Annotated in this window: 26 protein-coding genes and 3 tRNA genes; 11 read left to right on the top strand and 18 right to left on the bottom strand. The window is 38.9% G+C overall.

What is annotated here, in order from left to right; translation table 11 throughout:
• Nucleotides 1-7: 7 nt before the first annotated feature.
• From rapZ to I6F45_RS02685, 4 genes are all read left to right on the top strand, one after another.
• Entirely contained in the window at nucleotides 8-853 is an 846-nt protein-coding gene (gene rapZ / locus I6F45_RS02700; protein ID WP_010554269.1) for an RNase adapter RapZ, read from the top strand.
• Nucleotides 854-895: 42 nt separating this feature from the next.
• On the top strand, nucleotides 896-1,168 hold the full coding sequence (locus tag I6F45_RS02695; protein ID WP_002957937.1) for an HPr family phosphocarrier protein: 273 nt from the start codon (nucleotides 896-898) through the stop codon (nucleotides 1,166-1,168).
• Nucleotides 1,169-1,298: 130 nt separating this feature from the next.
• Entirely contained in the window at nucleotides 1,299-2,657 is a 1,359-nt protein-coding gene (gene mgtE, locus I6F45_RS02690; RefSeq protein WP_010554268.1) for a magnesium transporter, read from the top strand.
• Nucleotides 2,658-2,713: 56 nt separating this feature from the next.
• Complete coding sequence (locus I6F45_RS02685) at nucleotides 2,714-3,265, top strand: protein disulfide oxidoreductase (RefSeq protein ID WP_165721143.1); 552 nt, start codon at nucleotides 2,714-2,716, stop codon at nucleotides 3,263-3,265.
• Between the two features lie 457 nt (nucleotides 3,266-3,722).
• Here I6F45_RS02685 and I6F45_RS02680 read toward each other — a convergent pair whose 3' ends face one another.
• Both I6F45_RS02680 and I6F45_RS02675 read right to left on the bottom strand, forming a co-directional pair.
• Entirely contained in the window at nucleotides 3,723-5,900 is a 2,178-nt protein-coding gene (locus I6F45_RS02680; protein ID WP_007580292.1) for a YgiQ family radical SAM protein, read from the bottom strand.
• 130 nt (nucleotides 5,901-6,030) lie between these two features.
• Entirely contained in the window at nucleotides 6,031-8,220 is a 2,190-nt protein-coding gene (locus I6F45_RS02675; RefSeq protein ID WP_197159590.1) for a bifunctional diguanylate cyclase/phosphodiesterase, read from the bottom strand.
• A 111-nt stretch (nucleotides 8,221-8,331) separates the two neighbouring features.
• On the opposite strand from I6F45_RS02675, the gene I6F45_RS02670 reads away from it, so the two are divergent.
• Complete coding sequence (locus I6F45_RS02670) at nucleotides 8,332-8,913, top strand: SRPBCC family protein (RefSeq protein ID WP_007580289.1); 582 nt, start codon at nucleotides 8,332-8,334, stop codon at nucleotides 8,911-8,913.
• On the top strand, nucleotides 8,882-9,769 hold the full coding sequence (locus I6F45_RS02665; RefSeq protein WP_024590186.1) for a TIGR03899 family protein: 888 nt from the start codon (nucleotides 8,882-8,884) through the stop codon (nucleotides 9,767-9,769). The genes I6F45_RS02670 and I6F45_RS02665 overlap by 32 nt, the downstream gene beginning before the upstream one ends.
• A 33-nt stretch (nucleotides 9,770-9,802) precedes the next feature.
• Here the strand turns inward: I6F45_RS02665 and I6F45_RS02660 are convergent, their stop codons facing one another.
• The 10 genes from I6F45_RS02660 to I6F45_RS02615 form a co-directional block, all read right to left on the bottom strand.
• Entirely contained in the window at nucleotides 9,803-10,573 is a 771-nt protein-coding gene (locus I6F45_RS02660; RefSeq protein WP_197139776.1) for a TIGR04219 family outer membrane beta-barrel protein, read from the bottom strand.
• Nucleotides 10,574-10,576: 3 nt separating this feature from the next.
• Nucleotides 10,577-11,563 carry a DUF2333 family protein gene (locus I6F45_RS02655; protein WP_010554262.1) on the bottom strand — a complete coding sequence of 329 codons (987 nt, stop codon included), beginning with the start codon at nucleotides 11,561-11,563 and terminating at the stop codon, nucleotides 10,577-10,579.
• Nucleotides 11,564-11,571: 8 nt separating this feature from the next.
• Nucleotides 11,572-12,081, bottom strand: a complete 510-nt coding sequence (locus tag I6F45_RS02650; protein ID WP_024590184.1) for a copper chaperone PCu(A)C — start codon at nucleotides 12,079-12,081, stop codon at nucleotides 11,572-11,574.
• A gap of 79 nt (nucleotides 12,082-12,160) precedes the next feature.
• Complete coding sequence (locus tag I6F45_RS02645; protein WP_010554260.1) at nucleotides 12,161-12,487, bottom strand: hypothetical protein; 327 nt, start codon at nucleotides 12,485-12,487, stop codon at nucleotides 12,161-12,163.
• Between the two features lie 172 nt (nucleotides 12,488-12,659).
• The gene (locus tag I6F45_RS02640; protein WP_008172691.1) at nucleotides 12,660-12,866 is read right to left on the bottom strand and encodes a PspC domain-containing protein; all 207 of its coding nucleotides are present in this window, start codon (nucleotides 12,864-12,866) and stop codon (nucleotides 12,660-12,662) included.
• A gap of 9 nt (nucleotides 12,867-12,875) precedes the next feature.
• A complete protein-coding gene (locus I6F45_RS02635; protein ID WP_197159589.1) occupies nucleotides 12,876-13,556 on the bottom strand; it encodes a PspA/IM30 family protein in 681 nt (226 codons plus the stop codon).
• Between the two features lie 242 nt (nucleotides 13,557-13,798).
• Nucleotides 13,799-14,731, bottom strand: a complete 933-nt coding sequence (dusA, locus tag I6F45_RS02630; protein ID WP_024607445.1) for a tRNA dihydrouridine(20/20a) synthase DusA — start codon at nucleotides 14,729-14,731, stop codon at nucleotides 13,799-13,801.
• 674 nt (nucleotides 14,732-15,405) lie between these two features.
• On the bottom strand, nucleotides 15,406-17,082 hold the full coding sequence (locus I6F45_RS02625; protein ID WP_231609594.1) for a methyl-accepting chemotaxis protein: 1,677 nt from the start codon (nucleotides 17,080-17,082) through the stop codon (nucleotides 15,406-15,408).
• Between the two features lie 56 nt (nucleotides 17,083-17,138).
• Nucleotides 17,139-17,603, bottom strand: coding sequence for a hypothetical protein (locus I6F45_RS02620; protein WP_101216902.1), 465 nt, complete (start codon nucleotides 17,601-17,603; stop codon nucleotides 17,139-17,141).
• 462 nt (nucleotides 17,604-18,065) lie between these two features.
• Entirely contained in the window at nucleotides 18,066-18,686 is a 621-nt protein-coding gene (locus I6F45_RS02615) for a MarC family protein (RefSeq protein WP_101216903.1), read from the bottom strand.
• 95 nt (nucleotides 18,687-18,781) lie between these two features.
• On the opposite strand from I6F45_RS02615, the gene I6F45_RS02610 reads away from it, so the two are divergent.
• The 3 genes from I6F45_RS02610 to I6F45_RS02600 all read left to right on the top strand — a co-directional run bounded on the left by I6F45_RS02610 (nucleotide 18,782) and on the right by I6F45_RS02600 (nucleotide 20,187).
• Nucleotides 18,782-19,219, top strand: a complete 438-nt coding sequence (locus I6F45_RS02610) for a transcriptional repressor (RefSeq protein ID WP_007580267.1) — start codon at nucleotides 18,782-18,784, stop codon at nucleotides 19,217-19,219.
• A gap of 75 nt (nucleotides 19,220-19,294) precedes the next feature.
• The gene (locus I6F45_RS02605) at nucleotides 19,295-19,762 is read left to right on the top strand and encodes a chemotaxis protein CheX (protein ID WP_007580265.1); all 468 of its coding nucleotides are present in this window, start codon (nucleotides 19,295-19,297) and stop codon (nucleotides 19,760-19,762) included.
• Nucleotides 19,759-20,187, top strand: a complete 429-nt coding sequence (locus tag I6F45_RS02600; RefSeq protein WP_165721147.1) for a secondary thiamine-phosphate synthase enzyme YjbQ — start codon at nucleotides 19,759-19,761, stop codon at nucleotides 20,185-20,187. Before I6F45_RS02605 ends, I6F45_RS02600 begins: the two co-directional genes overlap by 4 nt.
• Before the next feature lie 231 nt (nucleotides 20,188-20,418).
• On the opposite strand, the gene I6F45_RS02595 is transcribed toward I6F45_RS02600, so the two are convergent.
• From I6F45_RS02595 to orn, 4 genes are all read right to left on the bottom strand, one after another.
• A tRNA-Gly gene (locus tag I6F45_RS02595) sits at nucleotides 20,419-20,494 on the bottom strand.
• A gap of 119 nt (nucleotides 20,495-20,613) precedes the next feature.
• A tRNA-Gly gene (locus I6F45_RS02590) sits at nucleotides 20,614-20,689 on the bottom strand.
• Nucleotides 20,690-20,810: 121 nt separating this feature from the next.
• Nucleotides 20,811-20,886: transfer RNA gene (locus I6F45_RS02585), tRNA-Gly, on the bottom strand.
• Between the two features lie 184 nt (nucleotides 20,887-21,070).
• Entirely contained in the window at nucleotides 21,071-21,616 is a 546-nt protein-coding gene (orn, locus tag I6F45_RS02580) for an oligoribonuclease (protein WP_007585019.1), read from the bottom strand.
• A gap of 121 nt (nucleotides 21,617-21,737) precedes the next feature.
• Here orn and rsgA point away from each other — a divergent pair, with 121 nt between their 5' ends.
• Both rsgA and asd read left to right on the top strand, forming a co-directional pair.
• The gene (gene rsgA, locus I6F45_RS02575; RefSeq protein ID WP_010554253.1) at nucleotides 21,738-22,796 is read left to right on the top strand and encodes a small ribosomal subunit biogenesis GTPase RsgA; all 1,059 of its coding nucleotides are present in this window, start codon (nucleotides 21,738-21,740) and stop codon (nucleotides 22,794-22,796) included.
• 15 nt (nucleotides 22,797-22,811) lie between these two features.
• Nucleotides 22,812-23,678, top strand: coding sequence for an archaetidylserine decarboxylase (gene asd / locus I6F45_RS02570; RefSeq protein WP_004336058.1), 867 nt, complete (start codon nucleotides 22,812-22,814; stop codon nucleotides 23,676-23,678).
• 400 nt (nucleotides 23,679-24,078) lie between these two features.
• On the opposite strand, the gene I6F45_RS02565 is transcribed toward asd, so the two are convergent.
• Both I6F45_RS02565 and thiE read right to left on the bottom strand, forming a co-directional pair.
• Nucleotides 24,079-24,828 carry a HesA/MoeB/ThiF family protein gene (locus I6F45_RS02565; protein ID WP_165729218.1) on the bottom strand — a complete coding sequence of 250 codons (750 nt, stop codon included), beginning with the start codon at nucleotides 24,826-24,828 and terminating at the stop codon, nucleotides 24,079-24,081.
• A 20-nt stretch (nucleotides 24,829-24,848) separates the two neighbouring features.
• Nucleotides 24,849-26,384, bottom strand: a complete 1,536-nt coding sequence (thiE, locus tag I6F45_RS02560) for a thiamine phosphate synthase (RefSeq protein WP_197159588.1) — start codon at nucleotides 26,382-26,384, stop codon at nucleotides 24,849-24,851.

Raw genomic sequence — 26,384 nt, 5'->3', positions numbered from 1 at the left:
GTGTTAAATGGAGTTAATTATCATAAGCGGCCGTTCTGGTTCTGGAAAGTCGGTTGCTTTACGCGTTGTAGAAGATTTAGGTTATTATTGCGTAGATAATATTCCAGTTAACTTGCTTCCTTCATTAGTTCGCAGTGTGTCTGATAGCTATGATAAAATTGCTGTTAGCATTGATGTGCGTAACATCCCTAAACAACAAGATGAATTTAACGATATTCTTGAATACTTGCCTGGCTTTGCAAAACCTACGTTATTTTATTTAGATAGCGACGACCAAACATTGATCAAACGTTTTTCTGAAACTCGTAGATTACACCCACTATCAATTGACTCGTTGCCTCTTGATTTAGCCATCAAAAAAGAAAAAGAATTACTTGATGTATTAATCACCCGCGCCGACTTTATGATAGATACAACTGATTTGAGTGTTCATCAACTTGCTGAATCTATTCGTGAAAAGATTTTAGGTAAAAAAGATAAGCAACTGATTGTCACATTTGAATCGTTTGGTTTTAAATACGGTATACCAAAAGAAGCAGATTACGTATTTGATGCACGCTTTTTACCAAATCCACATTGGGAACCTGAATTAAAACCTTTAAATGGGTTAGATCAACCCGTTAAAGATTATTTGGCCAATCACAGCATAGTGCAAAAATTCACATGGCAAATTCAGACATTTGTACAAACATGGTTACCGCACTTAGAGCGAAATAACCGCAGTTATTTAACCATTGCTATTGGGTGTACAGGCGGACAACATCGCTCTGTATATTTAGCGCAAACTATCGGTGAAAGTTTTGCAATGACACATCCCAATGTTAAAATTCGCCATCGCGAACAAGAAAAATAATATAGCTGAATAATCACCTGTTCAGCTTAGGTAGAGTAAGTTATGCATTGTGAAGACACTTTTTTAATAAAAAACAAATTAGGATTGCACGCCAGAGCAGCCACCGTGCTTGCCCAATTAGCAGTGCAGTTTGATGCGACAATTACATTATTTCAAGATGACAAAGAAGCTGCAGGCGATAGCGTACTTGCATTAATGTTACTTGAAAGTAGCCAAGGCAAAGAAGTAAAAGTTGTATGTAAAGGCCCCGATTCTGAGCAAGCTTTACATGCTGTTGGAGAATTAATAGCACAACGTTTTAATGAACAAGAATAAACAGTTATAAAAATAATGCTCGCATTACTAATGCCCCAACTAAAACAGATATATAAAATAAATACGGTTAGTGACGCCAGTTAACTCACCTCTCCCCATAAAGTAATATAAAAATTTATAAAGGACGCCAATGCCTGAAGCTTTTGAACAAGATTACCCACTACAGCAACTAAAACAGGTGACTAAGTCACTCAATAGTGGTCAATTTGTTCAAGTTAGGCGCATGCTCGCAAAAACAGCTCCTTGTGATACCGCATTATTATTAGAATCATCACCACATAAAATTCGCCGACTCCTTTGGCAGTTGGTTGATCCTGATGTGCAAGGCGATGTTCTTGAAGAACTCTCAGAAGATGTTCGTTTAGGCATTATTGCCCAAATGGAACCTAAGCACATTGCAGCCGCAACAGAAGATATGGGCCACGATGACTTAGGTGAAGTATTACGTAGTCTGCCGGACACCGTTTATAAAGACGTTGTTAGCGCGATGGACATTCAAGACCGTGAACGTGCAACACAAGCACTTTCGTATCAAGAGCGTTCTGCTGGCGCGCTAATGAACACCGATACGGTGACCATTCGCCCTGATGTTACGCTTGATGTTGTACTTAGGTATATTAGGCTACGTGGCGAGTTACCAGAAGGTACCGATGACTTGTACGTTGTTGATAAGCATAACTGCTTTATAGGCGCTTTATCGCTGAGTACATTATTAACTAACCCGCCAGAAAAGATTGTTCGCGATTTAATGGATGAAGATTGTGAATCCATTCCAATCTCAATGGATGAAAGTGAAGTCGCGCAATTATTTGAACGTCATAATTGGATATCGGCCCCCGTAGTCGATGATAACGATCAGCTCCTTGGCCGTGTCACTATCGATGACATCGTTGACGTAATCCGCGAAGATGCTGAGCATAGTTTATTGGGCTTAGCCGGCCTTGATGATGAAGAAGATACCTTTGCGCCAGTACTAAAAAGCTCTAAAAAACGCTCAGTTTGGTTAGGTGTCAACTTACTAACTGCACTTGCAGCTGCTTTTGTAGCTAGCTTTTTTGAAGGCACTTTAGATGTTTTACCTATTTTAGCTGTACTTAACGGTATTGTCCCTTCTATGGGCGGTGTTGCAGGTAGCCAATCATTAACGCTTGTTATTCGTGGTATTGCGGTAGGTCATATAAATCAAACAAACCAACGTTTCTTGATGATGAAAGAGCTTGCTATTGGCGCGTTAAACGGTGTTTTGTGGTCGTTGTTAATAGCAGGTGTTATTGCCCTATGGCAGTGGGACTTTATGCTTGGTGGCGTACTCGCCTTCGCTATGTTTATGAACTTAGTGGTGGCAGGTGTTGCTGGTGCGAGTATCCCTATTATTCTTAAAAGAATGAATATAGACCCAGCACTTGCAGGGAGTGTGGTGCTAACCACGGTGACAGATATTGTGGGTATATTCGCCTTTTTAGGTACTGCTACTTGGTTGCTGGTTTAAATTAGAAACTTTTGCAAATAACTAAAGTAAAAAACACTTAGGGTAAAGCTGCAACTATGACAACGGGTACCAAAAATAAAAAAGACACACCTAAAAAAACGCCAAAACAAAAAGGCCTATCAATATTAAAAAGTGTGTTGATATATGGTTTCATATTTTTCGTAATTTATAACGCTGTCAATTGGTGGCGACAACCTGTTATGCCAGCAAATCCTCAATTACAATTAATAGATTATAAAGGGCAAAACATTGATTTGTCAGCAATGAGCCAAGATAAACCAACACTTGTCTATTTTTGGGGAACTTGGTGCCCTATTTGTAGTATTACCTCCCCTGCCATAAACGAACTCGCAAACGAGAATAACTACCCTGTCGTGAGTATCGCAATAAAATCAGGCTCGGATCAAAAACTACATGAGTATCTAAATGATCATGGCTACAGTTTTACCACTGTCAACGATCAACACGGTGAGATATTTGCCGATTGGCAAGGGCAAGTCACGCCATCTTATATAATCTTAAAAGATAATAAAATGACGCAAGGGCTAACAGGCATTCAGCCGTTATGGTCACTAAAATTACGTTTGTGGTTATCATCAACGTTTTAAGAAAAAACTAACTGCAAGTATATAGGCACTAAATACGTGCTATCTCAAGAGGGGTTTCTAAAAGCTCGCTCTTTATCACCTACAATAATATAAGTAATAAAGAGCAAGGTTTACTTAATTTACGTATTAAAAAGGTTTAAAAAACCTTAGCGTAATTAAACTAATCTACTAGGGCGTGTTGATCTTTGTGGATTGAAATTTGTTCAATCTAGGGGCGATTAAATCGCGGCGCGAGGTTTGTAACCTAGTGGGCTAAGTAAAAACCGAGCAACAAAGAGTTAATCGTCCCTAGAAAGAACCCAAAGGGCAGCGCATGTTTGGTATTTATGCTGCGTTATCGCCTATTCATGGGGAATAACCACACTACATAGGCTCCGCCTTGCCTAAAAACCAAACATACTGCTGCAAATTAACCCACCAAAGATCAACACGCCCTAGTTATTATTAGATTGAATCACTAACGTGTACTTTGACGATTACCGCCTACTTTTGGTTTAGTGTTTGCCTTTTTAAATTGGCTAAAACCGGTATGTCGCGTTAGTGCAGGACGTCCGCCTTTACTGCCACCTTTACCTGCTTTTTCATCACGCCCTTCTTCAGGCACTAAACAGTTAGGCCCTTTACCAATTAAATTAGCTTTACCCATTTTACGCAGTGCTTCACGTATCATCGGCCAACCTGCTGCATCATGGTAGCGTAAAATAGCTTTATGTAATCTACGTTGGCGAGCACCTTTAGGTACTGGAACAACTTCTGTATTGTTTTTTATATTACGTAAAGAGTTCATTTCTGTGTGGTAAATAGTCGTCGCATTAGCCATCGGTGATGGGTAAAAATTTTGTACCTGATCAAGCTTAAAGTCGTTTGATTTAAGCCATAAAGCCATGTTTACCATGTCTTCATCTTTTGTCCCTGGGTGAGCAGATATAAAGTAAGGAATTAAATACTGCTTTTTACCGGCTTCTTTAGAGTACTTATCAAATAATTCTTTAAATTGATCGTACGCCCCCATACCTGGTTTCATCATTTTTGATAATGGACCATCTTCTGTATGCTCTGGCGCTATTTTTAAGTAGCCACCTACATGATGCGTTACTAATTCTTTAACGTAACGCGGGTCGCGTACAGCTAAGTCGTAACGAACACCAGAAGCAATCAATACCTTTTTGATACCCTTAACTTCACGTGCTTTTTTGTATAAGTCTATTGTTGGCGTATGATCTGTATCCATATGCTTACAAATTTCAGGATACACACATGATAAACGTCTACAGGTACTTTCTGCCTTTTTGCTAGTACAACGCAGTTTATACATATTTGCCGTTGGGCCACCTAAATCAGAGATAACACCAGTAAAACCGGGTACCTTATCTCTAATCTGTTCAATTTCTTCAATAATTGATTCTTGCGAACGACTTTGAATAATACGCCCTTCATGCTCCGTAATTGAGCAAAACGAACAACCTCCAAAACAGCCGCGCATAATATTAACTGACGTTTTTATCATGTCGTAAGCAGGAATTTTAGAGTCGCCGTAACTTGGGTGAGGAATACGCTGATACGGTAAACCAAACACAGCATCCATCTCATGTGTTTCTAATGGGTATGCTGGCGGGTTTACCCAAATAGAACGATCGCCGTGTCGCTGAAACAGTGCTCTTGCACAACCAGGATTTGTTTCTTGATGTAGAATACGCGAAGCGTGGGCGTATAAAGGTTTGTTAACACTTACTTGTTCATAAGCAGGTAACTTAACATAGGTTTTTTCCCACGGTTTAGGTCGCGCAGGCTGAACCATAATTGGTTTTGCAGCTTCTGCCTTTAAGTCTATACCCGCTTGTTTAAATTCAGATTTACTACAGCCAACATCATCAGCACCGTATGGATTTGGAATTGGATCAATTTTACCAATTTTATCTATAGCGGTGGAGTCACTTCCACGCCAACCTGGTAAAGGTTCTTTTCTGATAACAGCCGTGCCGCGAATATCTTGAATAGTATCCATTGTCTCGCCTGCGGCAATACGGTGTGCAACTTCAACTAACGGACGCTCTGCGTTACCGTAAATTAAAATATCAGCTTTTGCATCAAACAAAATACTACGACGTACTTTTTCTTGCCAATAGTCGTAATGAGCTATACGACGAAGACTCGCTTCAATACCACCAATAACAATTGGGATACCTTTGTATGCTTCACGGCATTTTTGCGAGTAAATCATTACGGCGCGATCTGGACGTTTACCACCTACGTTATCTGGCGTGTAAGCATCATCGTGGCGCATACGCTTTTCAGCTGTATAGCGATTGATCATCGAATCCATGTTGCCAGCTGTTACACCAAAAAATAAATTCGGTCTGCCTAGTTCCATAAATGCATCTTTAGAGTCCCATGCTGGCTGGGCAATAATCCCCACTCTAAAGCCTTGCGCTTCAAGTACACGGCCAATTACCGCCATACCAAAACTAGGATGATCGACGTACGCATCGCCACTAATTATTATTATGTCGCAGCTATCCCAGCCAAGTGCATCCATTTCTTCACGTGTAGTTGGTAAAAATGGCGCGGTGCCATAACATTCAGCCCAGTATTTAGGGTATGAAAATAAGGCGCGCTTAGCTTTGAGTGTGCTCATAATTGTGGCCGTAGAATAACAAAAGGCGCGAATTATACCCTACTAAATTGTTTATATATACAAAGTAGTCAAAGCATATCGCGCCTTAAATTCTAAATCGTTCATTAGCTTAAATAATAAGTTAATCTTTTTAGCGTTTATTTATAAATTCTATTAATTCATTTTCAGGCATGGGTTTAGCATACATAAAACCTTGTACTTCATCGCATCCTAAATCTTTTAAGAACTGGGCTTGCTCTTGTGTTTCGACCCCTTCAGCAATCGTTTTTAAGCCCAATTTAGCACCAAGTGATATAACTAAGGCAGCAATAGCGCCAGTGTCGTCATTTGGTAAATCTTTAATAAATGCACGATCTATTTTCAACCGATCCAAAGGTAAACTTTGAATGTAACTCAGCGACGAAAAACCAGTACCAAAGTCATCAATAGCAACTTCCATTCCGAGTTCTTTTAGCTCACTTAGCGTACTAATAACCGTTTCCAGCTCATCCATTACTACGCTCTCGGTGATTTCTAATTCTATGTTTTTTGGCTTAACACCATATTTTAACAATGTATTTTTAACAGTTTGCGCATAACCTTTTACTTTAAACTGTGGGACAGACACATTAACTGCAATACAAATTTCTGTGCCCATATTTTCTAGGCGCTTTTGCTGTTGGCAAGCTTGTTCTAATACCCACTGCCCTATATCAACAATTAAGCCCGCATCCTCTGCAAGTGGCACAAACACAGCCGGTGATATATACACGCCATCACCTGCCGGCCAGCGTAATAATGCCTCACATCCAATTAGTGATAAGTCATCTAGTGAAAGTTGAGGTTGGTACCATACCTCTAATTTATTTCGAGCAAAGTCATGACGTAACTGCCTAATGATCCCTATCCGCCAAGCCATCTTATCTTGCATATCAATATTGTAATAAACGCCTTCTTTATGCTTTGCTTTTTTAGCTTGGTCAAGTGCAATATAAGCAACTTTCAGTGTATCAATACCGCTACTTTGAAAGTCTTGTTGTTGGCATAAGCCCACTCTAAAATCGATAGGGAGTAAATGTTCTTCTGCGTAAAATGAAATACCTAATTGCTCATTCAACTTTTTTAAGTCAAATTCGTCTTGGCGAATAATGAAACCAAAAACATCAGCGCCAATACGTGATAGTAATTTAGCTGTTGGGTAATTTTCTCTTAACCTTTGCACAATGCCAATTAATACTTTATTGCCGACCTCTTGCCCTAAGCCGTTATTAATATCTGCAAAATTAACTACATCAAGTAATACAAATACATGATCGTTCACGTGTGGCTTTTGATAACTCACCACACGCTCAATAAAGTTAGTACGATTTGAAATACCAGTAAGCACATCTTTATAAGCAGCATCTCTTAACTTTACAAATAACCTTATGTTATCAAGTGCTACACTTACATTAGTTAAGAAAATTTCAGCAAATTGTAGCTGTGCTTGTAAGGGAATGTGGTCGCACTCTATATATAAAGCCGCTTTTCGATGCTTACTTTTTAATATAAATGTTGAACTTGAGTCTATGTGTTGGTGCTTTGACAAACCAAAACACGACTCAACTTGTTCAAATACTTTGCTATCAACATTAATTAATTTTTTACCAAAATAGCTTTCGTAATGCCCGCAACCACCTAAGACCTGAATAAAATCATCGCCATCTAACTTACTGCAAACAAGCCCTCTAGGTGAACATTTTAAAATAATACTCATGTGCTTGATGATTTCTTTGCATAATTGCTTAACATCAGTAAGTCCTAAAATAGACTTTGATGCTGAAACAATCGTGTTCATTGCATCACTTTGATATTCAAGCTGACATACCTGCTCGTATGAGCGAATAGCGGTTATAAGCGAAGTTACTAACTTAGAACGAGTCAGCTCTGTTTTCGTTTTATAGTCATTTATGTCGTATTCTCGTATTACTTTTTCTTCTGGTGTAATACCTGCTTGCCCTGTTCTTAAAATAATTCTTACATGCTGATTATTTAATTCGTCACGCACCCTTTTTACAACCTGCAAACCGGCATCGTCAGTTTCCATAACAACGTCTAAAAAAATAACCGAAATATTTTTATTTTTAGCTAGCACTTCTATTGCTTCTGCACCCGAATAAGCATCGTGAAATCGCAAGCCAGCCCCTAAAAACTCAACGCCAGACAAAGCTAATTTTGTTACAGAATGAATCTCAGGTTCGTCATCAACAATTAAAATATCCCAAAACTTAGTCTGCTCAACAACAGCATCGTCTTCAAAATCTTGTTCAAAAAATAAAAAATCGTTTTGATCTGACGACATTCGCTCTCCTAAGTAGCAATCAATAAATTATTTTTGGTTTATAATCTAATTCATACTATAGTCGATTAATAAAAAGTTGTTGTATTTCAACTTGAAAAACTAATAAAAGGTGTGCTTATTAAACCATTAAAAATATTAATCAAATGCGTACTGTTATTACTATTAGTATTGGCACTGGTAGGGCTAATACTGCCTCAAAGTTATAGTGTAAATAAAACAATCGAAATTAATGCCAATCTTAAAGTAATAAAGCCGCTTATCACCGACTTTAGCCAATGGCAAAAATGGTCTCCATGGGAAAAAGTAGACCCCAGCATACGTTTTACTTTGGGCGAACCCAGTTCTGGCCTAGGGGCTCATCAGTCTTGGAAAGGAAAATGGGGGTATGGTGAAATGATCATAACTTCGGTAAGCCAAAATAAAGTCAGCTTCAACATACTTTTAAATGCTGAACATATTATTAGAGGCACTTTTAACCTTAGCGAGCAAAACGGTATAGTTACGTTAATATGTAATATTAAAGGTCAAACAACTGCTCCTTTAATATCTGGTTACACTGCAATTTTGAGCGAGTACGTACTCAGTAATACAGTTTCACTGGGTTTAAATAACCTTCAAACTGTTGCACAGCTTAGTGATCCACAAAGGATAATGCACAGTCATGACAGTCAAAACAGCACAGGCGAGAATTAATCTTGCCAACATCATCGAGTCCTTGCTTGGTTACCCTATAACAAAAGTAGGTAGTAACGGTGTACTACCTACTAACGAGCAAAGTTACGATATTAAGGGCAAAATTAAGCCGCTTTATCATATCAACAGTGAAAACTCTGTTTTAGCTCGCGCTCAAAAGCGCCAAGATTTATTACTCATTAAACAACAACAAAATATAGAATCAATTTTAGCAGTGGCTATGGGATTTTGCCCTGATGTAGCAAGTAGTAAACAGCCCGATGTTGATTGGGTAGAGCATTTTATAGCTCTGTGTGAAGATACTTCTAATGAATCAATGCAAATTTTATGGGCAAAAATTTTAACAGGAGAAACACTCAATCCTGGTACGTTTTCAATTAAAAGCCTACAAACTTTAAAGCATATGACACAGCGAGAAGCAGACTCTTTGCAAAAATGTGTGTCGCTCTCAGGCTATAACGAAAAAGACGACAGCCACTTTATATTACTCGGCTTTTACAAAAAACCATCGTTGTTTGATTTGCTACGAAAAGGCAATAAAGTATCTTTAAATTTAGGAAAAACGGGTATTAGCTTTCCTGATATTTTAACGCTCATGGATCTTAATTTACTGTATAGAAAAGAAATTGAATCTGCAGTGCTTAAAGCGGGGCAAGAACTTACCCTTTCATTTTTATCGCAAAAAGTAACGTTAAAAGCAAAGAGTAGTGATTTGGTATTAAGCTATTACAAATTTACTCAAACAGGTGATGAGCTATCTAAACTCATTAATTTCCCTGTCAATAAGGTCTATAAGCAGTTGATTAATAATGCGCTAGAGGGAGAGTTTGATTTAGCGTGGCACGCAATAAAATAATATGCCACGCTTCATTTAATTAGAAAATACTAATTAAAAATGAACCTGAATACCCGCAAATGGGCCAGATGCATCAATATCAGTAGTAATATCATCTACATCATCAAGTTCTAATACCATAGAGCGGTAACCGGCTTTAACAGCAACATCTACTGCTAGGTTATCAATAAGTTCCCACGCTACGCCTACTTGGTAATCTTGTACTTTACTATCGTCAATAGCCAAAAAGCTACCTTCAAAAAATACACTTAAACCAGTAAATGGTAAGCCAGCTTCGGCACGGCCGTATGCAAGAGGAACAAAACCAGAGAAGTCTTTGGTTTCGGTAAAGTTAGTACCACCATTTTGGGTAGTGCCGCTTACAACAATATCACCGTCAAACTGTTTAGCATTTAAACCTAGGTCTATTGAAATTAAGTCATTATCAAAAATTTCATAATAAAAAATATAATCAATATGCGTTAAATCACTTACCGTATTTACAGTAGAACCAACAACATAATCAGAACCATTAAAGCTAAATGTATCTGTAAGCAGCGCAGAACCATTTAACTCAAGCTCTGTATACCTTAATTTGATATTTGGTACTAACGGCACTGGGTGCTCAAGCGCCGCGTAATAACTTACAAAAGTCTCATCTTCAAAATTAAAATCTTGAGATGCATTATTTTTGTAAGAAAATTGGCCATCGTTATCTGATTTCCATCCATCAACACCTACGTATAAACCTAGTAGAGTGTCAGCTTGCGCTGCTGGTGCTAAACATGCCATTGAAAGGGCTGCTGCTAAACAATACTTTTTCATTTTTTATCCTTGAGCTAGTAGTTCGCTAAGTTCGATTAAAGCCGCATTGGCTCTAGAAATATAATTTGCCATAACTAAAGAGTGGTTAGCAACATAGCCAAAACCATTCCCGTTTAAAATAAGTGGGCTCCATACTGTTTCTTGAGTTGCCTCAAGTTCACGTATGATTTGTTGAACGCTTACACGTGCATTTTTCTTTTCAAGTACATCATTAAAGTCATACTCTATCGCTTGTAAAAAATGCAGTAACGCCCAAGTAGCACCGCGCGACTCGTAAAACACGTCGTCGATTTCTAACCACGGTGTTCTTACTTGCTGCTGCAGTGGAGCAAGAGTTGCTTGTTTATTAGATGAATTACCCGCTAAATCGGTGTTCACTTTTTCTTGCCCTACACTGGCACTTAAACGCTGACTTAAGCTACCTAAACGTTTTTCAGCTTCTTTAAGCCAACTACGTAAGTTATCTGCTCGTGCGTAAAATTGGCTATCGCGCTCATGCTCGTTAGCAATTTGTCCACGATATACCATTAAATAATCAATACCTTTTTGATACTCACCTTCAGCACTTGGCCATGCCCATGCTTCAGAGCTTATATTAAACTGTGGCTGCGCCTTTTTAAGTGCTTCATGCTCAGTAGACTGTGATTGCGAACGGCTAAAATCTTTTCGCATAGAAAGCGACAAATCACGCACCATTTCTAGCGCGCCATATTCCCACGCCGGCATATCATCCATAATAATACTTGGTGGTATTACATCATTTGATAAGTAGCCACCGGGTTTATCTAGTAAGGTATTTGCTACTGTAATTAATGTAGAAGTCGTTACATAACCCGTAACTATTTTTTCATTACGAAGCTGCGCTTGCTCTTTGGCGTTTGCAACAACATCAAAACGTGAAGGTTCAGTGCTCCAATAAACAGCAATTGCGTAAAATATGATAAGCAGTAAAACAACTATTCCTGCTATTTTTCCTTTGTGTTGCGACATGTGTACTCCTAGTGATGAGCGTGTTGAGTAGATGGTTTTGACTGCGTAGCTTGCGCTTCAAGCGACACGACTTGAGCATTAGTGAACAAGCGATTACCGTCACTAAAATATAGCGTGAGTTTGCGTTCTTGCCCTACTTTTAATGGCTCTTGTGGTTCAAATACCATTAAATGATAACCCCCAGGTTGAAAACTGACACTTTCGTGCGCTTTAATTTCAACTGATTCAACTTGTTGCATTTTCATCATGCCGTCTACATGTGAATGCTCGTGTATTTCAACACGCCCTAAGCCATCAATAGTTGCCTTAGTTAAAGTTGCTGCGGCTCCACTGTGATTTATCAGCGTTAAATAACCTACAGTTGAAGTACTGCCAGGTAAAAACTCTCTAATTTGCGCGTTAGTTACTTCGAGCACAGCCACATCAGAACCATGATCGTGCCCTGAGTGCGCCGCCAACGATGACGAAAAAAAACTAAATATTAATGCAGAAGCCATCGAAAAACATAGTTTCGTCATCATTCTTATCCTTATGAAAACTTTAAATTACAGGCTAAATTTAACATAGTTAACCTATAATAGTCAGTCAAATTAAGGATTAAGAGGCTACTTTTTTGTTATCGGCAACAAGCCAGCACAACACTGCAACAAATAGTAACGGCCATGCAATCATTATAGATCCGAATAAAAGCGCTAAAACAGTCCCTGCTAATGCCACTACACCCGCACCAACTAATCCCATAGTAATTAAAGCCACTACAGCAACTACAGCAACAATTGCGGCCAAAGCACCTACAAGCTCAAGCCCAGCCCAGCTAATATCAGCAATCCATAACGGCAACTGCCAAGAATCAATCTGCACAAACGTTATTAAATCAGTAAACAGTAATAAATAGATAATTACACATACTGCCAAAGCTTTCATAGTAATTCTCCTTATACCAACCGGCTTATATATGAGGTCGATTTAACGATAAGAAAATTGCGCTATAACTAGGCAAAAATTTTTATATCTAGTTGTTCTAAATAAAAATTTTTAACAACGTTATAGAGTGATTTAATTCGTTAAATTGTTCAAATATTTATGCCTATTGGTATTAATACTCTTTATTTTCAAGGCAGCAATGCGCTATAAAATAACCAAGTGCAATTGCAAACGGAAAACTCAAAAATAATAAAATAGTAACTACGCGTGTTGCCCATACAGGAAAGTCCAATCTATGAGCTAAACCACTACACACACCCGATATTTTTTTATTTAGAGTATCTTTATACCAACCTCGTTGACGATTAAAGCTGTTCATAGCAATCTCCTAAGCAGTTTGTTTTAAATTAGTATTTAAGTCCGCTTTTAAGCGAGCCAGTTCAGCATCAATTTTTTCATTTTTAACTAACGACTCAATTTGGGCACTCATAGAGCTTGCTGTATCAGTCAGCTCATAAGCCTCTACTTGAGCTTCAATACCTTCAACACGCTGCTCTATTTGTTCAAAACGAGACAACGCATGAGCTACTTTATCGCTTTGTAGTTGCGTACTGATTCGCCCTCTAGCAATAGCAACATTATGACGCTGCATTAACTGAGCTTGCTTAGTTTTAGCCATAGCCATTTTTTGCTGCAGACGCTCACAATCAGACTTAATTTTTGCAATAGACTCTTGCAGTGTTTCTAGTTGAGTTTGCTTCTTTTCAATGCTTTCGTTAACGCGCTGCTTTTCAAGTAAGGCAGACTTAGCAAGGTCATCACTGCCCTTCTCAACCGCACGTTCTGCTTTAATTTGCCAAGCTGCTAATTCTGTTTTTTTAGTATCAATTTGGCGATTAATTATTTTCTCTTCACACAATAAAGCGGCTGCTGTACTACGGCACTCATTCAACGCATCTTGCATCTCGGTAAGCATCAAGTTTAAAAGTTTTTCTGGGTCTTCTGCTTTATCAAGCATAGCGACAATGTTTGATTGAATTACATCATTTACGCGGTTAAATATTCCCATGGTATTCTCCTGTTGATTTTTAATTAATTTCAACAAGGACAGTCCAAGAGTTGTGCCAAGTTCATCAAAAAAAATAAAGCATTTAAAATCATAGTGATAAATAACAAGCACTCTAGTTTTTAGTGACTTCCAGCTGAACAGCATAGAGTGTAATTGGCCAATAAATCATGCTTTTGACTAATATTTAGGATCAAAAAAGCCACTCGAAAGTGGCTTAAATTTAGAACTTTTAAAGCTTAGCTTTATTCTGGTACAAAGCTTAATGCTTTATCCATTACCGATAAATCAGCTTGCTTACCATGACCACTTTCAGAAAGATGGCGTCTAAAACCTCGTGCACCAGGCTGCCCCTGAAAAATACCGAGCATGTGACGTGCAATATGCCAAAAATTAGCACCCAAACGCATTTCTTCTTCAATGTAGCTGTACATTGAGCGCACTACGTCGTGGCGTGATTGTGTGTTTGCAGCATCACCATAAATTTTCTCATCAACGTCATTGAGCATAAATGGGTTACTGTAAGCTTCACGCCCAATCATTACACCATCAATATGTTGTAGATGTTCTAGGCTCTGCTCAATTGTTTTAACGCCGCCATTTAGGCTTAAGTCTAGCTGCGGATAATCTTTTTTAAGTTGATAAACACGTGGGTAATCAAGCGGTGGGACTTCACGATTTTCTTTTGGGCTTAAACCATTAAGCCATGCTTTACGAGCATGAATAATAAAATCATCACATCCTACTTTATGAGATGCTTCAATAAGCGCACATAAAAACTCATACGAATCTTGCTCATCAATACCAATACGCGTTTTAACAGTTACAGGAATACTTACTTCGTTTTTCATTGCTGCAACACACTCAGCAACTAATTGAGGCTCAGCCATTAAGCATGCGCCAAATCGACCATTTTGAACTCTGTCTGACGGGCAACCTACATTTAAATTTATTTCGTCATAGCCACGCTCACCTGCCAGTTTTGCACATTGCGCAAGCGCTTTAGGATCAGAGCCACCAAGTTGCAGTGCAACTGGGCCTTCGTGTTTATTAAAATGTAAGTAGTCGCCTCGACCAAATAAAATAGCCCCTGTGGTTATCATTTCTGTATAAAGCACAGTATGTTTAGTCATTTTGCGATGAAAAGTACGACAATGGCGATCAGTCCAATCAAGCATTGGTGCCACAGAAAAGCGTCTATCCAAAGTACATTTATTCAAAGCAAACCTCAGGGTATTAAAGTTATTAAGCACAGCTTAAAAGGCGCTGCATTTTACACAAAAGCCTAGCGAGCATCAATGTAAAGAAAACACCTAAAAACCAAAATAATAATCTACACAAATTAAAATAAACCATATGACTCTGCTAAAGCCCATTTACCTGTGAGGTTAAACTTTCAACAGCTATGTTTATTTTTAGGTAAGGCAAAGTCTACGTGATGTGGCTACCCCTATAAATAGGCGATAACGCAGTATAAATACCAAACAGATGTTGCCCTTTGGATTCGCCCTTGGGGCGATTTACCTTTGTAGCCTACATAGGTTTAGATTAGGGACATTAACAGAACACAAAAACTTTGCCCCGTTTTTTAGCGAGCCCACAAGGTTACAAACCTCACGCCGCGATTAATTCCCCTAGATAAAACAAATCTTAAAACTGAATATTTAACAGGCTCAATATATTAACGCGACTATTATTGATTAATTTGTCTGTGCGGCAATAATGAAACTAATACAACTGCAGCAAGACAAGCACATAACCATATTTCATAAAGCGATTATCTACCTTAGGGATATATTTTTTGACGAGCAATAATTCGATTCCATTAACGCCGCTAAGCCAAAAATATAATTTAAACTTTAAATTTATTTAAATTCACTCTTAAATTTGCGATGTATCGGGCAATACTTTCATTCGCTTCTGATGTATTTTTTGCACCTGTAGACGTTTCTATTGCAATGTTAGTAATATTAATCAGGTTTTGATTTATTTCACTTACAACAGCAGATTGCTCTTCTGCTGCGGTAGCAATCTGTAAGTTTAAGTCTGTAATTTCATTAACAGCGATGGCTGAGTTGGCAAATATTTCTGACGTTTGAGTACTTTTTTGCAGGCACTCGTCAGCACTATTAATGCCTTTATTCATACTAATAACCGCATTTTTAGCTTCGCTTTGTAAGCGAGTAACCAGTCCTTGTATATCAATGGTTGAAACCTGCGTTCGTTGAGCAAGCGCTCTCACTTCATCCGCAACTACTGCAAAGCCTCTACCAGTATCACCAGCGCGTGCAGCTTCTATAGCCGCATTTAAAGCAAGTAAGTTAGTCTGTTCGGCAATGCTTTGTATTGTGTCTAAAACACTACCAATGCTGTTCGTTTCAGTAACAAGGCACTCTATTACAGTGCTTGCTTCATCTATTTCTTGAGCTAAACGCTGAATAACAACTTTTGCTTGTGAAGCTTCTAATTTCCCCTTTGATACACGCTCTTTAACTGCTTCAGTTACGTCCGATGCATTTTGGGTATTACTAGCAACCTCTTGGGTAGTACAATTCATTTCCTCTACAGCGGTTGAAACCATTTCTGTCTCAGCTCTTTGCATTTCAACATTAACGACTGTTTCTTGCATTACAGTTACAGCAAACTTTGATGATTCATCTAATTGGGAGAGGTGTATATTAGCCTCGTTTATTGTTTCTCTTAGCATTAGTAAAAATTTATTAAATGCTCTCGCTGTATCTCCAGTTTCATCACCAGCGCTCTCGTCAAGTTTTAAAGTTAAATCACCATCGCCATCAGCTATTTCAATCAATCTATTTTTTAGCTTATTCACTGGTAAAGCAATTGCTCGACTGATCAAATATGATAAAGCAACGCCAACAATGACGGAGAATATAAATATATAAAGAATAAAATGAATACCTTGTTTTTCATCATTTTCAGCTTGGAGCGCTGAATTTAAGGTAAATTTTTGGATCTGGGACAGTAAAGCTATAAGCTTTTTATCGAATTTATCTTCCGCAACCTCTATTGATTTTACTTTATTACTCACACTAGAAACGGTCTGCGTTTTAGTCATCTCAATAACATCACTAATACTCACAGCAATACTTTGATACTCTTTATTTAAAAGCTTTAAATCGCTCGCGAGAGACTTAAAACTCAATTTCGCTTTTTCACTATGCAATTTATCAATTGAGTCAGTGACAAATTTTTCTGACTTATCAAATTCACTCTTAATTTTCTGTGTTAATGAAGTGAGTTTTTGCTCAATTTCTGCATTGTCACCCTCTGGATTTAAACTTACCTGTAATAAAGCTCGCTGAAATAATATTGTCTGTTCTAATTTATGCTCAGACATTTTAGAAAGCATATTGCTAAGCGGTATATCTCGCTCAGCTATATCAACTAGCTCTATACCAATTTTATTCATTTGTATTAAAGATATAACTCCGATCACAAACATTAGTAGTATTTGTGATACCCCTAGAAGGTATATTTTACTTGTAATAGACAATTTATTTAACATTTCAGACCTCTTAATAATTTAGGTTTAACCTAACTCTACAGTTACAAGTCAACACATTAAAAAGGTCTGGTAATAGCTAAACCCACAACAATTGCTTCTTCATTATCAATAAAATCAACAGCTATAGTGGGTGCAATTCCAAAATCTCCTATATGAAAATCATAAGCAGAACTTATGCGGTATAAATTTTCATTATGAGGGTGAGCTCCGCCAATTCTCTCCTCACCATAGCCCACACCTAAACGTATACTTTTGGTTGGATGATAATAAAGCGAAGCCAAAGCTACAGCAGTACCATCGCCATGATGAGCATCGTTTGTACGCTCAAATATCACCCCAGCGCCCCAAGCTTGAGTAAACTTATATTCATATTCAACACCAAACGTAAACTCAGTCTCACTATCAAAATGTGTAGTACCAATAAAAAAACCAGGAATATGCTTTACCTCATCACTGGCTTGAGCAATTGGAGCTAAAAAAGTTAATAAACATACCGTGAGCTTTACAGTTTTATTTTTCATAATTTTCTCTTTTAAATAAGGAAACAAAAAAACTCCCACACTACATCACCGTCAGTATTCCTTATAACAAAGCTAAAATGTAATAACTAAATAAACTGTTAAAAAAAATTTATTTCATATGTGGGGCAATATCACTAGTAAATATAGGAAGGGTTGCTTACTTAGTAAAATTTTTTATGAAATCATTCAAGACTATAAATGACGCAGTTTTATTTATATGAAACATGCTTATTTTTGCTGGGTGGGGTAACTCTTATCACTAATCACGATAGCAACATAGATTGAGGGCTATATTAATACCTATTCTCTGTACAGCACTCTATAGAAAGAAGTAAGGGAACACTTAAAAAACGTTGAGAGGAAGCTACGAAGATATTAAGTCGTCATTAGATCATAATGATCGCCAAAAACCCAGAACAGCAATATAGCGTAACGCCTTGCACCTCTAAGTAGGGACTACTTTTAATTAAATACCTGCAAGCCAAAATAATGGGCTATGCCATTTAAAATATTGGTAACCGCAACCGAGCTTAAAATAAGCCCCATAATTCTACTTATTATACTTGCACCACTATCACCAATTAATTTATGTACATGCGTTGCAAGCAGTAACAAAACCAGTACAACCGCTAATACAGCAAGCATCATTGAAGACGTTAGTAATTGCTCAACCCAGGTATATTCTTCATTACGAGTCATTAATACGGCGCCTAACATAGCGCCAGGGCTTGCGATAGACGGAATCGCAAGCGGAAAAATAGCGGTTTCAGTGCTGTCGCGTACACTTTTAATTTCGGCTTCAGGTTTACTTTCACCAAATATCATTGAAAGCGCAAAAATAAGTAATATGATACCGCCGGCTATTTGAAAAGCCGAAAGTGGAATTTCAATTGCGTTAAGTAATTGCTCACCTGCGAGTACAAAAAATAAGAGCACTAATGCAGATACGCCTACCGCTTTAAATATAACTTTACGTTTAAATTTCTCATCATCACCACGTGTGACTGCAATAAATACAGGTACAGTGCCAATGGGGTCAATAACCGCAAAAAAGAAAATAAATATAGCCAATAGTTCGTGCATTACTGGGTTTCCTAGGTAAAAAGCGCTTAATAAAAACGCTGCAACTACAACACAGTATGTTAGTATATCACGGTAGCATAAGGATAAGAGTAATGATGAATATAGAATCACTCGTAAGTAAAGCAAAACAAGTTTGTGACAACCGTGGTGCGCGTTTTACGCCTATCCGCGAGAAAGTATTTCGTCTATTAGCCAGTGCACAAGGTGGTGTTGGTGCATACGATTTGCTTGAGCAATTAAAAGTAACTGAAACAGGTGCTAAACCTGCAACTATTTATCGTGCATTAGACTTTTTAGCTGAACTAGGTTTTATTCATAAAATTGAAAGCACAAATGCATTTATGCTGTGCCATCATTTTGATCATATTCACCCGGTACAATTATTAATTTGCGATACATGTGGCTTTGTTAAAGAATTACACTCGAGTGTAATTTCGCATGAGCTTAATAATCTAGCTGCCGAAGGTGGCTTTGTCGTATCAGGGCAAACAATAGAAGCACATGGTAAATGTGAATCTTGCAGAGCATCATAATCCTTCAAAGTTATCCTTAGTGACTATACTCAAACTATATAGTCATTTCACAGAACAAATTTAAGAGTAGCCACTATGAATGTAGAATTCATCAATCCTTTTTTATCTTCTTTAATTAATGTTTTAAGCACTATGGCTCAAACTCAATTGAAGCCGGGTAAACCTCGCATTAAAACTGATGAGATAGCCTGTGGTGATGTATCAGGTTTGATTGGTATGGTTGGCCCGCAAACGCGAGGATCATTTTCAATTACATTTGATGAAGGATTAGCATTAACCATCATGGAGCGTATGCTTGGCGAACGCCCTGATACCATAGATGAAGAAGTTACCGATATGGTTGGCGAAATAACCAACATGGTAACTGGTGGTGCTAAAAATTTACTTGGCGAGAAAGGCTTCGACTTTGATATGGCAACGCCTATTGTGGTATCGGGTAAAGGTCATACAATTACTCATAAAAGCCAAGGTAAAAAGATCATCATGCCATTTAGCTGTGACGCAGGTAATGCAAACATTGAAGTTAGCTTCGATAAACTATGAGTTGGCAGCAAAAGCAAATTACATTAAAACCTCGCCTGCGAGGTTTTCATATAATTGATGGCGAAATATTATCTCAACTTCCTGAACTGGCGAGTTACAAAATAGGCTTGTTACATTTATTTATTCAGCATACCTCAGCGAGCCTTACAATAAACGAAAATGCAGATCCCACTGTTCGTATGGACATGGAAAGCCATTTCAATAAATTCGTTCCTGAGCGTCAACCTTACTACCGCCACGATTATGAAGGTGATGACGACATGCCCGCGCATATTAAAACCAGTACGTTAGGCTGCGAGCTAAGTATTCCTATTTCAAATGGTTATTTAGCGTTAGGTACATGGCAAGGCATTTATTTAGGTGAACATCGTAACTCAGGCGGAGCTAGACGTATTATAGCAACTATTCAGGGGGAGCTATTTTAACAAAAGCTTCAGGTTTCAAAGTATTAGCTCTTCTGTACCTCACTCATACCTCATAACTTCAAAGTACGACACCTTTCTTGTGGCGCTGAGCTCGCGCGAAGCGATAGCTTCTAACAACCAAAACTTCAATGCTGAATATTGCACATAGAATAAAGTAGATAAGAGAGATTTTAAATTATAATTTTATTTATGATTTTTAATATAGAAAATTTTGAAAGGATATAAAAAGATTGGAGCGGTACACGAGGCTCGAACTCGTGACCTCGACCTTGGCAAGGTCGCGCTCTACCAACTGAGCTAGTACCGCATTTTTACTTCTTTAGTTATTTACGTTGGTGCGCGACAGGTCGCGTTCAACATTCTAGCAACTGAGCTAGTACCGCATTATATTTTCATTCAACACTTCAATTTCTTTTGGTTAGAAATTGGAGCGGTACACGAGGCTCGAACTCGTGACCTCGACCTTGGCAAGGTCGCGCTCTACCAACTGAGCTAGTACCGCATTTTTTATTTCTTCAGTTATTTAACGCTTAAGCGCGACTGGTCGCGTTCAACATTCTAGCAACTGAGCTAGTACCGCATTATATTTTCATTCAACACTTCAATTTCTTTTGGTTAGAAATTGGAGCGGTACACGAGGCTCGAACTCGTGACCTCGACCTTGGCAAGGTCGCGCTCTACCAACTGAGCTAGTACCGCATTTTTTATTTCTTCAGTTATTTTACGCTTAAGCGCGACAGGTCGCGTTCAACATTCTAGCAACTGAGCTAGTACCGCATTTATTGATGGTAATTCAATCACTCAAACACACTAACCCCGCGTGGGTTATCGTCTTGAGCGGGGCAGGATTCTACAATAATACAGTCTGTTTGCAAGTGTTTTTTTACAAATTAAAGAAATTTTCTCTATAGACTTTTAATTCCATAATCGAATCTTTAATGTCATCCAAAGCAAGGTGTGAGCCTTTTTTGTTCACTTTTGCAAGCACTTCTGGTTTCCAGCGACGTGCTAATTCTTTAATAGTACTCACATCAAGATTTCTGTAATGAAAGAAGTCTTCAAGCTCGCGCATATATTTATTCATAAAGCGGCGGTCTTGACCAATTGAATTACCACACATTGGCGAAGTGCCTGCTGGTACCCACTGCTTTAAAAACGCTAAAGTTTGCTCTACAGCATAGGCTTCATCAAAGGTACTTGCTTTGCAGCGAGCTGTTAAACCCGACTTACCATGTTGAGTAGTACACCACTCGTCCATGCCATTTAGTAATTCATCACTTTGATGAATAGCTATAGTTGGCCCTTCGGCTAATATATTCAGGTCTGCGTCAGTGACAACCGTCGCAATTTCGAGTATTTTATCGGTCTCTGGTTCGAGCCCTGTCATTTCAAGATCGAGCCAAATTAAATTTGATTTATTAATAGTCATAATTACCTAAGCGGTGCTTTCCTTTAGATCCAACGCATTTCGATATATCATATTAGCATCAACCGTCGAGCTAAAGCTTTTTTTAGGAAAAGCGACATTTAACTAAGGTTATAGGCCTCCAGTGGCAAAACAAAAAAAATTAAGTAAAGGCCAATCGCGTCAGATCAAGGCCAATCACCAAAAGCGCATTAATAGCGCAGACTCAAGACCGGCTAAAAAAGGGGCGCAAGAATGGCAAACCGATAACTTAGGTCAGGTCGAGAGCGCAATTGTGATCAGTCGTTTTGGCCAACACGCCGATGTCGAAACTGAAAATGGCGATGTACTTCGCTGTAATATACGCCGTACTGTGTCTAATTTAGTATGTGGTGATGAAGTATTATTTCGCCGTGCCAAAGTAAGTGAGGGTGATTTAGCCGGTGTAATTGAAGCCACGCAAGAGCGTCGCTCGCAACTTACCCGCCCTGACTTTTACGACGGTGTTAAAGTTATTGCAGCCAACATTGACCAAATACTCATGGTATCGGCTGTATTACCCGAGTTTACACCCAGTATTATCGACCGTTATTTAATAGCCTGTGAAGATATGGGCATTGAGCCAATTTTAGTGCTCAATAAAACCGATTTAATTGACGAAGCAGGCCTTAACGAAATACAAAAAGTTCTCGATATCTATCGTAAACTTGATTACCAAGTACTCCTTGTTAGTAATATATCAGGCGATGGTATTGATAAATTAAAAGAAGTACTTGTTGATAAAAATAATATTTTTGTTGGCCAAAGTGGTGTGGGGAAATCAACCCTCGTTAATACTGTATTGCCTAACGCTGAAATATTAACTAAAGAAGTATCTGAAAACAGCGGCTTAGGCCAGCACACAACAACTGTTTCGCGACTTCACCATTTACCAAGTGGCGGTAACCTAATCGACTCGCCAGGTATTCGTGAGTTTGGTTTATGGCATTTAGATGTTGAGCGTGTAACGTGGTGCTTTAAAGAGTTTAGAGAATTTATAGGCGGGTGCCGCTTTAGAGACTGTAAACATTTAAACGATCCGGGTTGCATCGTTAAAGAAGCAGTAGCCGATGGAAGAATTTCTCAATTGCGCTTTGACAGCTACCACCGAATTTTAGAAACAATGGCCGATGGCCGTGCAGGCGCCCGTGCGCCTCGCGTATAATTTAGGAAAAATACTGTGAGTTTAGACAAATTTAAAATCGCAATGCAGTACGCAATGCCAAAACATTTTATTTCACGCGTAGTCGGCAAATTAGCTGCCGCAAAAGCGGGTGCTTTAACAACGACTTTAATTAAACTATTTATTAAGCAATATAAAGTAGATATGAGCGAAGCCCAATACCCAGATCCGGCTCATTATAAAAGCTTTAATGAATTTTTTACTCGCCCTTTAAAAGACGGCATGCGCCCAATGGTAGAAGATAGCAATATCATCATTCATCCAGTGGATGGCGCAATCAGCCAGCTAGGCGATATTGTTGACGGACAGCTAATACAAGCTAAAGGCCACGATTACAGCTTACAAGCGCTACTAGGCGGCTCACAAGATGATACAACACCATTTTTAGGCGGTAAGTTTGCCACTATTTATTTAGCGCCTAAAGATTACCACCGTATTCATATGCCAATTGATGGCACACTAAGCAAAATGATTTACGTGCCAGGTGATTTATTTTCAGTAAACCCACTTACAGCGCAAAACGTGCCTAACTTGTTTGCACGTAACGAACGTGTGGTAGCAATTTTTGAAACTGAGATTGGTCCGCTTGCAATGGTACTTGTTGGCGCAACAATTGTAGCCAGCATAGAAACTATTTGGGCAGGCACTGTCACGCCACCAGCAGGTAGCGATGTATTTAGTTGGAAATACCCAACCACTGGCGATAACGCTATCACGCTTAAAAAGGGTGAAGAAATGGGTCGCTTTAAATTAGGCTCTACTGTGGTACTAGCATGGGGTGCTGATAAAGCTGAAATACTGGATGACCAACTACCAGAAGTGGTTACTCGCTTAGGTACTGCGTTTGCAAAAATTAACGATTAAAATAAATCGTTAATTAGAAATAAAAAAACCGCGTTTATTTAAACGCGGTTTTTTTATTTTTGTAGGCGTAAAGCCTGCTTACGCGTAAAGCGCCGCTTTTAATATTTATAACTGATACTTTACTTACTTATTGGCTTCTCTAAAGCGCAGCGCCCTCTAAACCTCTTTGTGAATAAATCACTTAAAATCTTATTGCACTAAGAGAAGCAAAAGAGATGTAAATGAGAAGACATCTGGCATAGAAATTACGAGCTTTGCTCGTCACGCCAGCAAGCTGTGCATCTACAAGTTTGGTGTAAGAATTTTGATGTACTGTAGGCGTGAAGCTTGCTCACGCGAAAAGCGCAGCTTTTAATTCTTTAACGCCACATGTAATAACAGGCACAAGCCCCTCAAAAACCTATTTACCACACTCTTTACACTCTGAATCTTTAATCACTTTAAAGTGCTGCTGCTTTAAAGTAAGCGCATCAAACGTTATAAATACACATCCCTCTGCATGCCCCATTAATAAGTTGAGCGTAAGTTGCGCCTGCATAGAGCCTATTACACCAAGTAGCGGGCTAATTACTCCTGCGTTACTGCAATTTATAACCGGTGTAGCTTCGCTTTGTGGAAAAACACAGCCATAGCACGGGCTATCACTTTGCCTAAAATCAAAGCCCATTAACTGACCTTTAGTTACCAATGCAGCACCAGAAATTAACGGTGTTTTATTAGCAATACAATAACGATTAATACTATAGCGAGTACTAAAGTTATCAGAGCAATCAAGTACGATGTCGGCACCTTTTAGCATGTTAGCTGCATTATTCTCATCTAACTTTTGGCAATGCGTTACTATTTCTATTTGATTATTAAGACTCGCTAATACTTTACCCGCCGCAGCGACCTTGTTTTGCCCTAAGTGGTTTATTTTATAAAGCACTTGGCGCTGTAAATTTGAAAGTTCAACTTCGTCATCGTCAATTAAAATAAGCGTTCCAATGCCCGCCGCAGCTAAATACAAAAGTGCTGGGCTACCTAAACCACCAGCCCCCACTACTGCAACCGTTGAGGATTTAAGTGCTAACTGCCCTTCAAGCCCAACTTCTTCAAGCAACAAATGGCGGCTATAACGAAGGGTTTCTTTTTCGCTTAGCTCATTCACGTTTACCAGCCTTGTTAGTATTAATTTGCACTGCTTATGGCTACTTGCAGAGCACTTATAGCCTCTACGTAATTATCAGCCTCGGTAATCGCACGCACTACGGCAACACTGCCTACGCCGGTTTTCGCTACCTGCTCAGCACGGCTTAAGTCAATACCGCCTATTGCCACTGTTGGATAGCTTTGCATAAGCGGTACAAATTTAATCAGCTTTTCAAGACCTTGTATTTGCCCTGTCATGTCTTTTGTTGTGGTTGGGTAAATAGCACCAAATGCCATGTAACTAGGGCGATAATTATGCGCACGCAGCATTTCATAAAAGCCATGAGTAGAAAGCCCAAGCCTTAGCCCAGCGTCTTTAATAGCGGCTAAACTAGCAATGTCTAAATCCTCTTGCCCTAAATGCACACCATACGCACCATGCTTAATAGCTAGCTGCCAGTAATCGTTTATAAATACCTGTGCATTGTATTGCTTGCCCAGCTCAACAGCTAGCTTAATGAGCTCATCCAGCTCGTCTTGCGTTTTATTTTTAATGCGTAACTGCGCTGTTTTAATGCCTTGTTGTAAGCATTTTTCTAACCAATCGGTGCTATCAACAACCGCATATAAGCCCAGCGATTTACTTTCACAAGGTGCAAAATCAGCAGCCATATTAAAATCAAGCGGCACATCAAAATCTAGTTCATCGCCCAGCCAGCTACCGGGCTCAATTACTTGTGGGTAGTCAGCTAAATTAGTGGGGAACGATGTATGAGCAACCGGTCCAATCCCCTCGCCGTATCGAACAGACTGTTTTAGCCCTTGGTTTATATACGCTTTAGCTAAAATAAAGGCGTCTTTTAATGGGTAGTCTTTAGCTAAACACGCAGCAATTACCGAAGCCATGCTACACCCGGTGCCGTGGTTATGCGGTGTTTGTATTTTTTGATTGCCTAACCAATATTCTTCACCATTTTGCGTATTACTATCAATACAATAATCAATGCAGTAGCCACTTGGGTAATCCCAATGTCCGCCTTTAATAACAACGGCTTTTGCACCCCAGCTTAATAGCTTATTAGCCGCTTCTTTTATTGCAGCCGGGCCAATTAAATACACACCGGTTAATAACTGTGTTTCGTGTGTATTTGGAGTTATTACATCCACCAGCGGCAGTAAGCACTCTTTTATTGCGCTGACGGTATCTTCTTCTGTTAGTAAGTCACCGCTTGAGGCAATAGCGACAGGGTCATATACAATAACGGGAGGCACAGGCCACTTAGTTTTATAATGACTTATATGTTCGCTGATCAACTGAATTTGCTGCACATTGGCTAACATGCCAATTTTTATCACTTTGGCTTTCATGTCTTTTTCAAGCGCTAGTAACTGTGATTCAATAATATCGGTAGAGACTGCATTAATAGCCTCTACGCCTAAACTATTTTGCGCAGTAAGCGCCGTAATTGCCGTGCAGCCATGTACACCAAAACTTTGCATTGCTTTTATATCGGCCTGAATGCCCGCACCGCCGCCAGAATCAGATCCGGCAATTGTCCATACTACGTTATTCAT

It is taken from the genome of Pseudoalteromonas sp. SWYJZ19, from assembly GCF_015864375.1.
Classification (GTDB): Bacteria; Pseudomonadota; Gammaproteobacteria; order Enterobacterales; family Alteromonadaceae; genus Pseudoalteromonas; species Pseudoalteromonas arctica.
The sequence above is the reverse complement of the archived record's forward strand: the minus strand, read 5'-3'. Positions and strand labels throughout refer to the sequence as shown.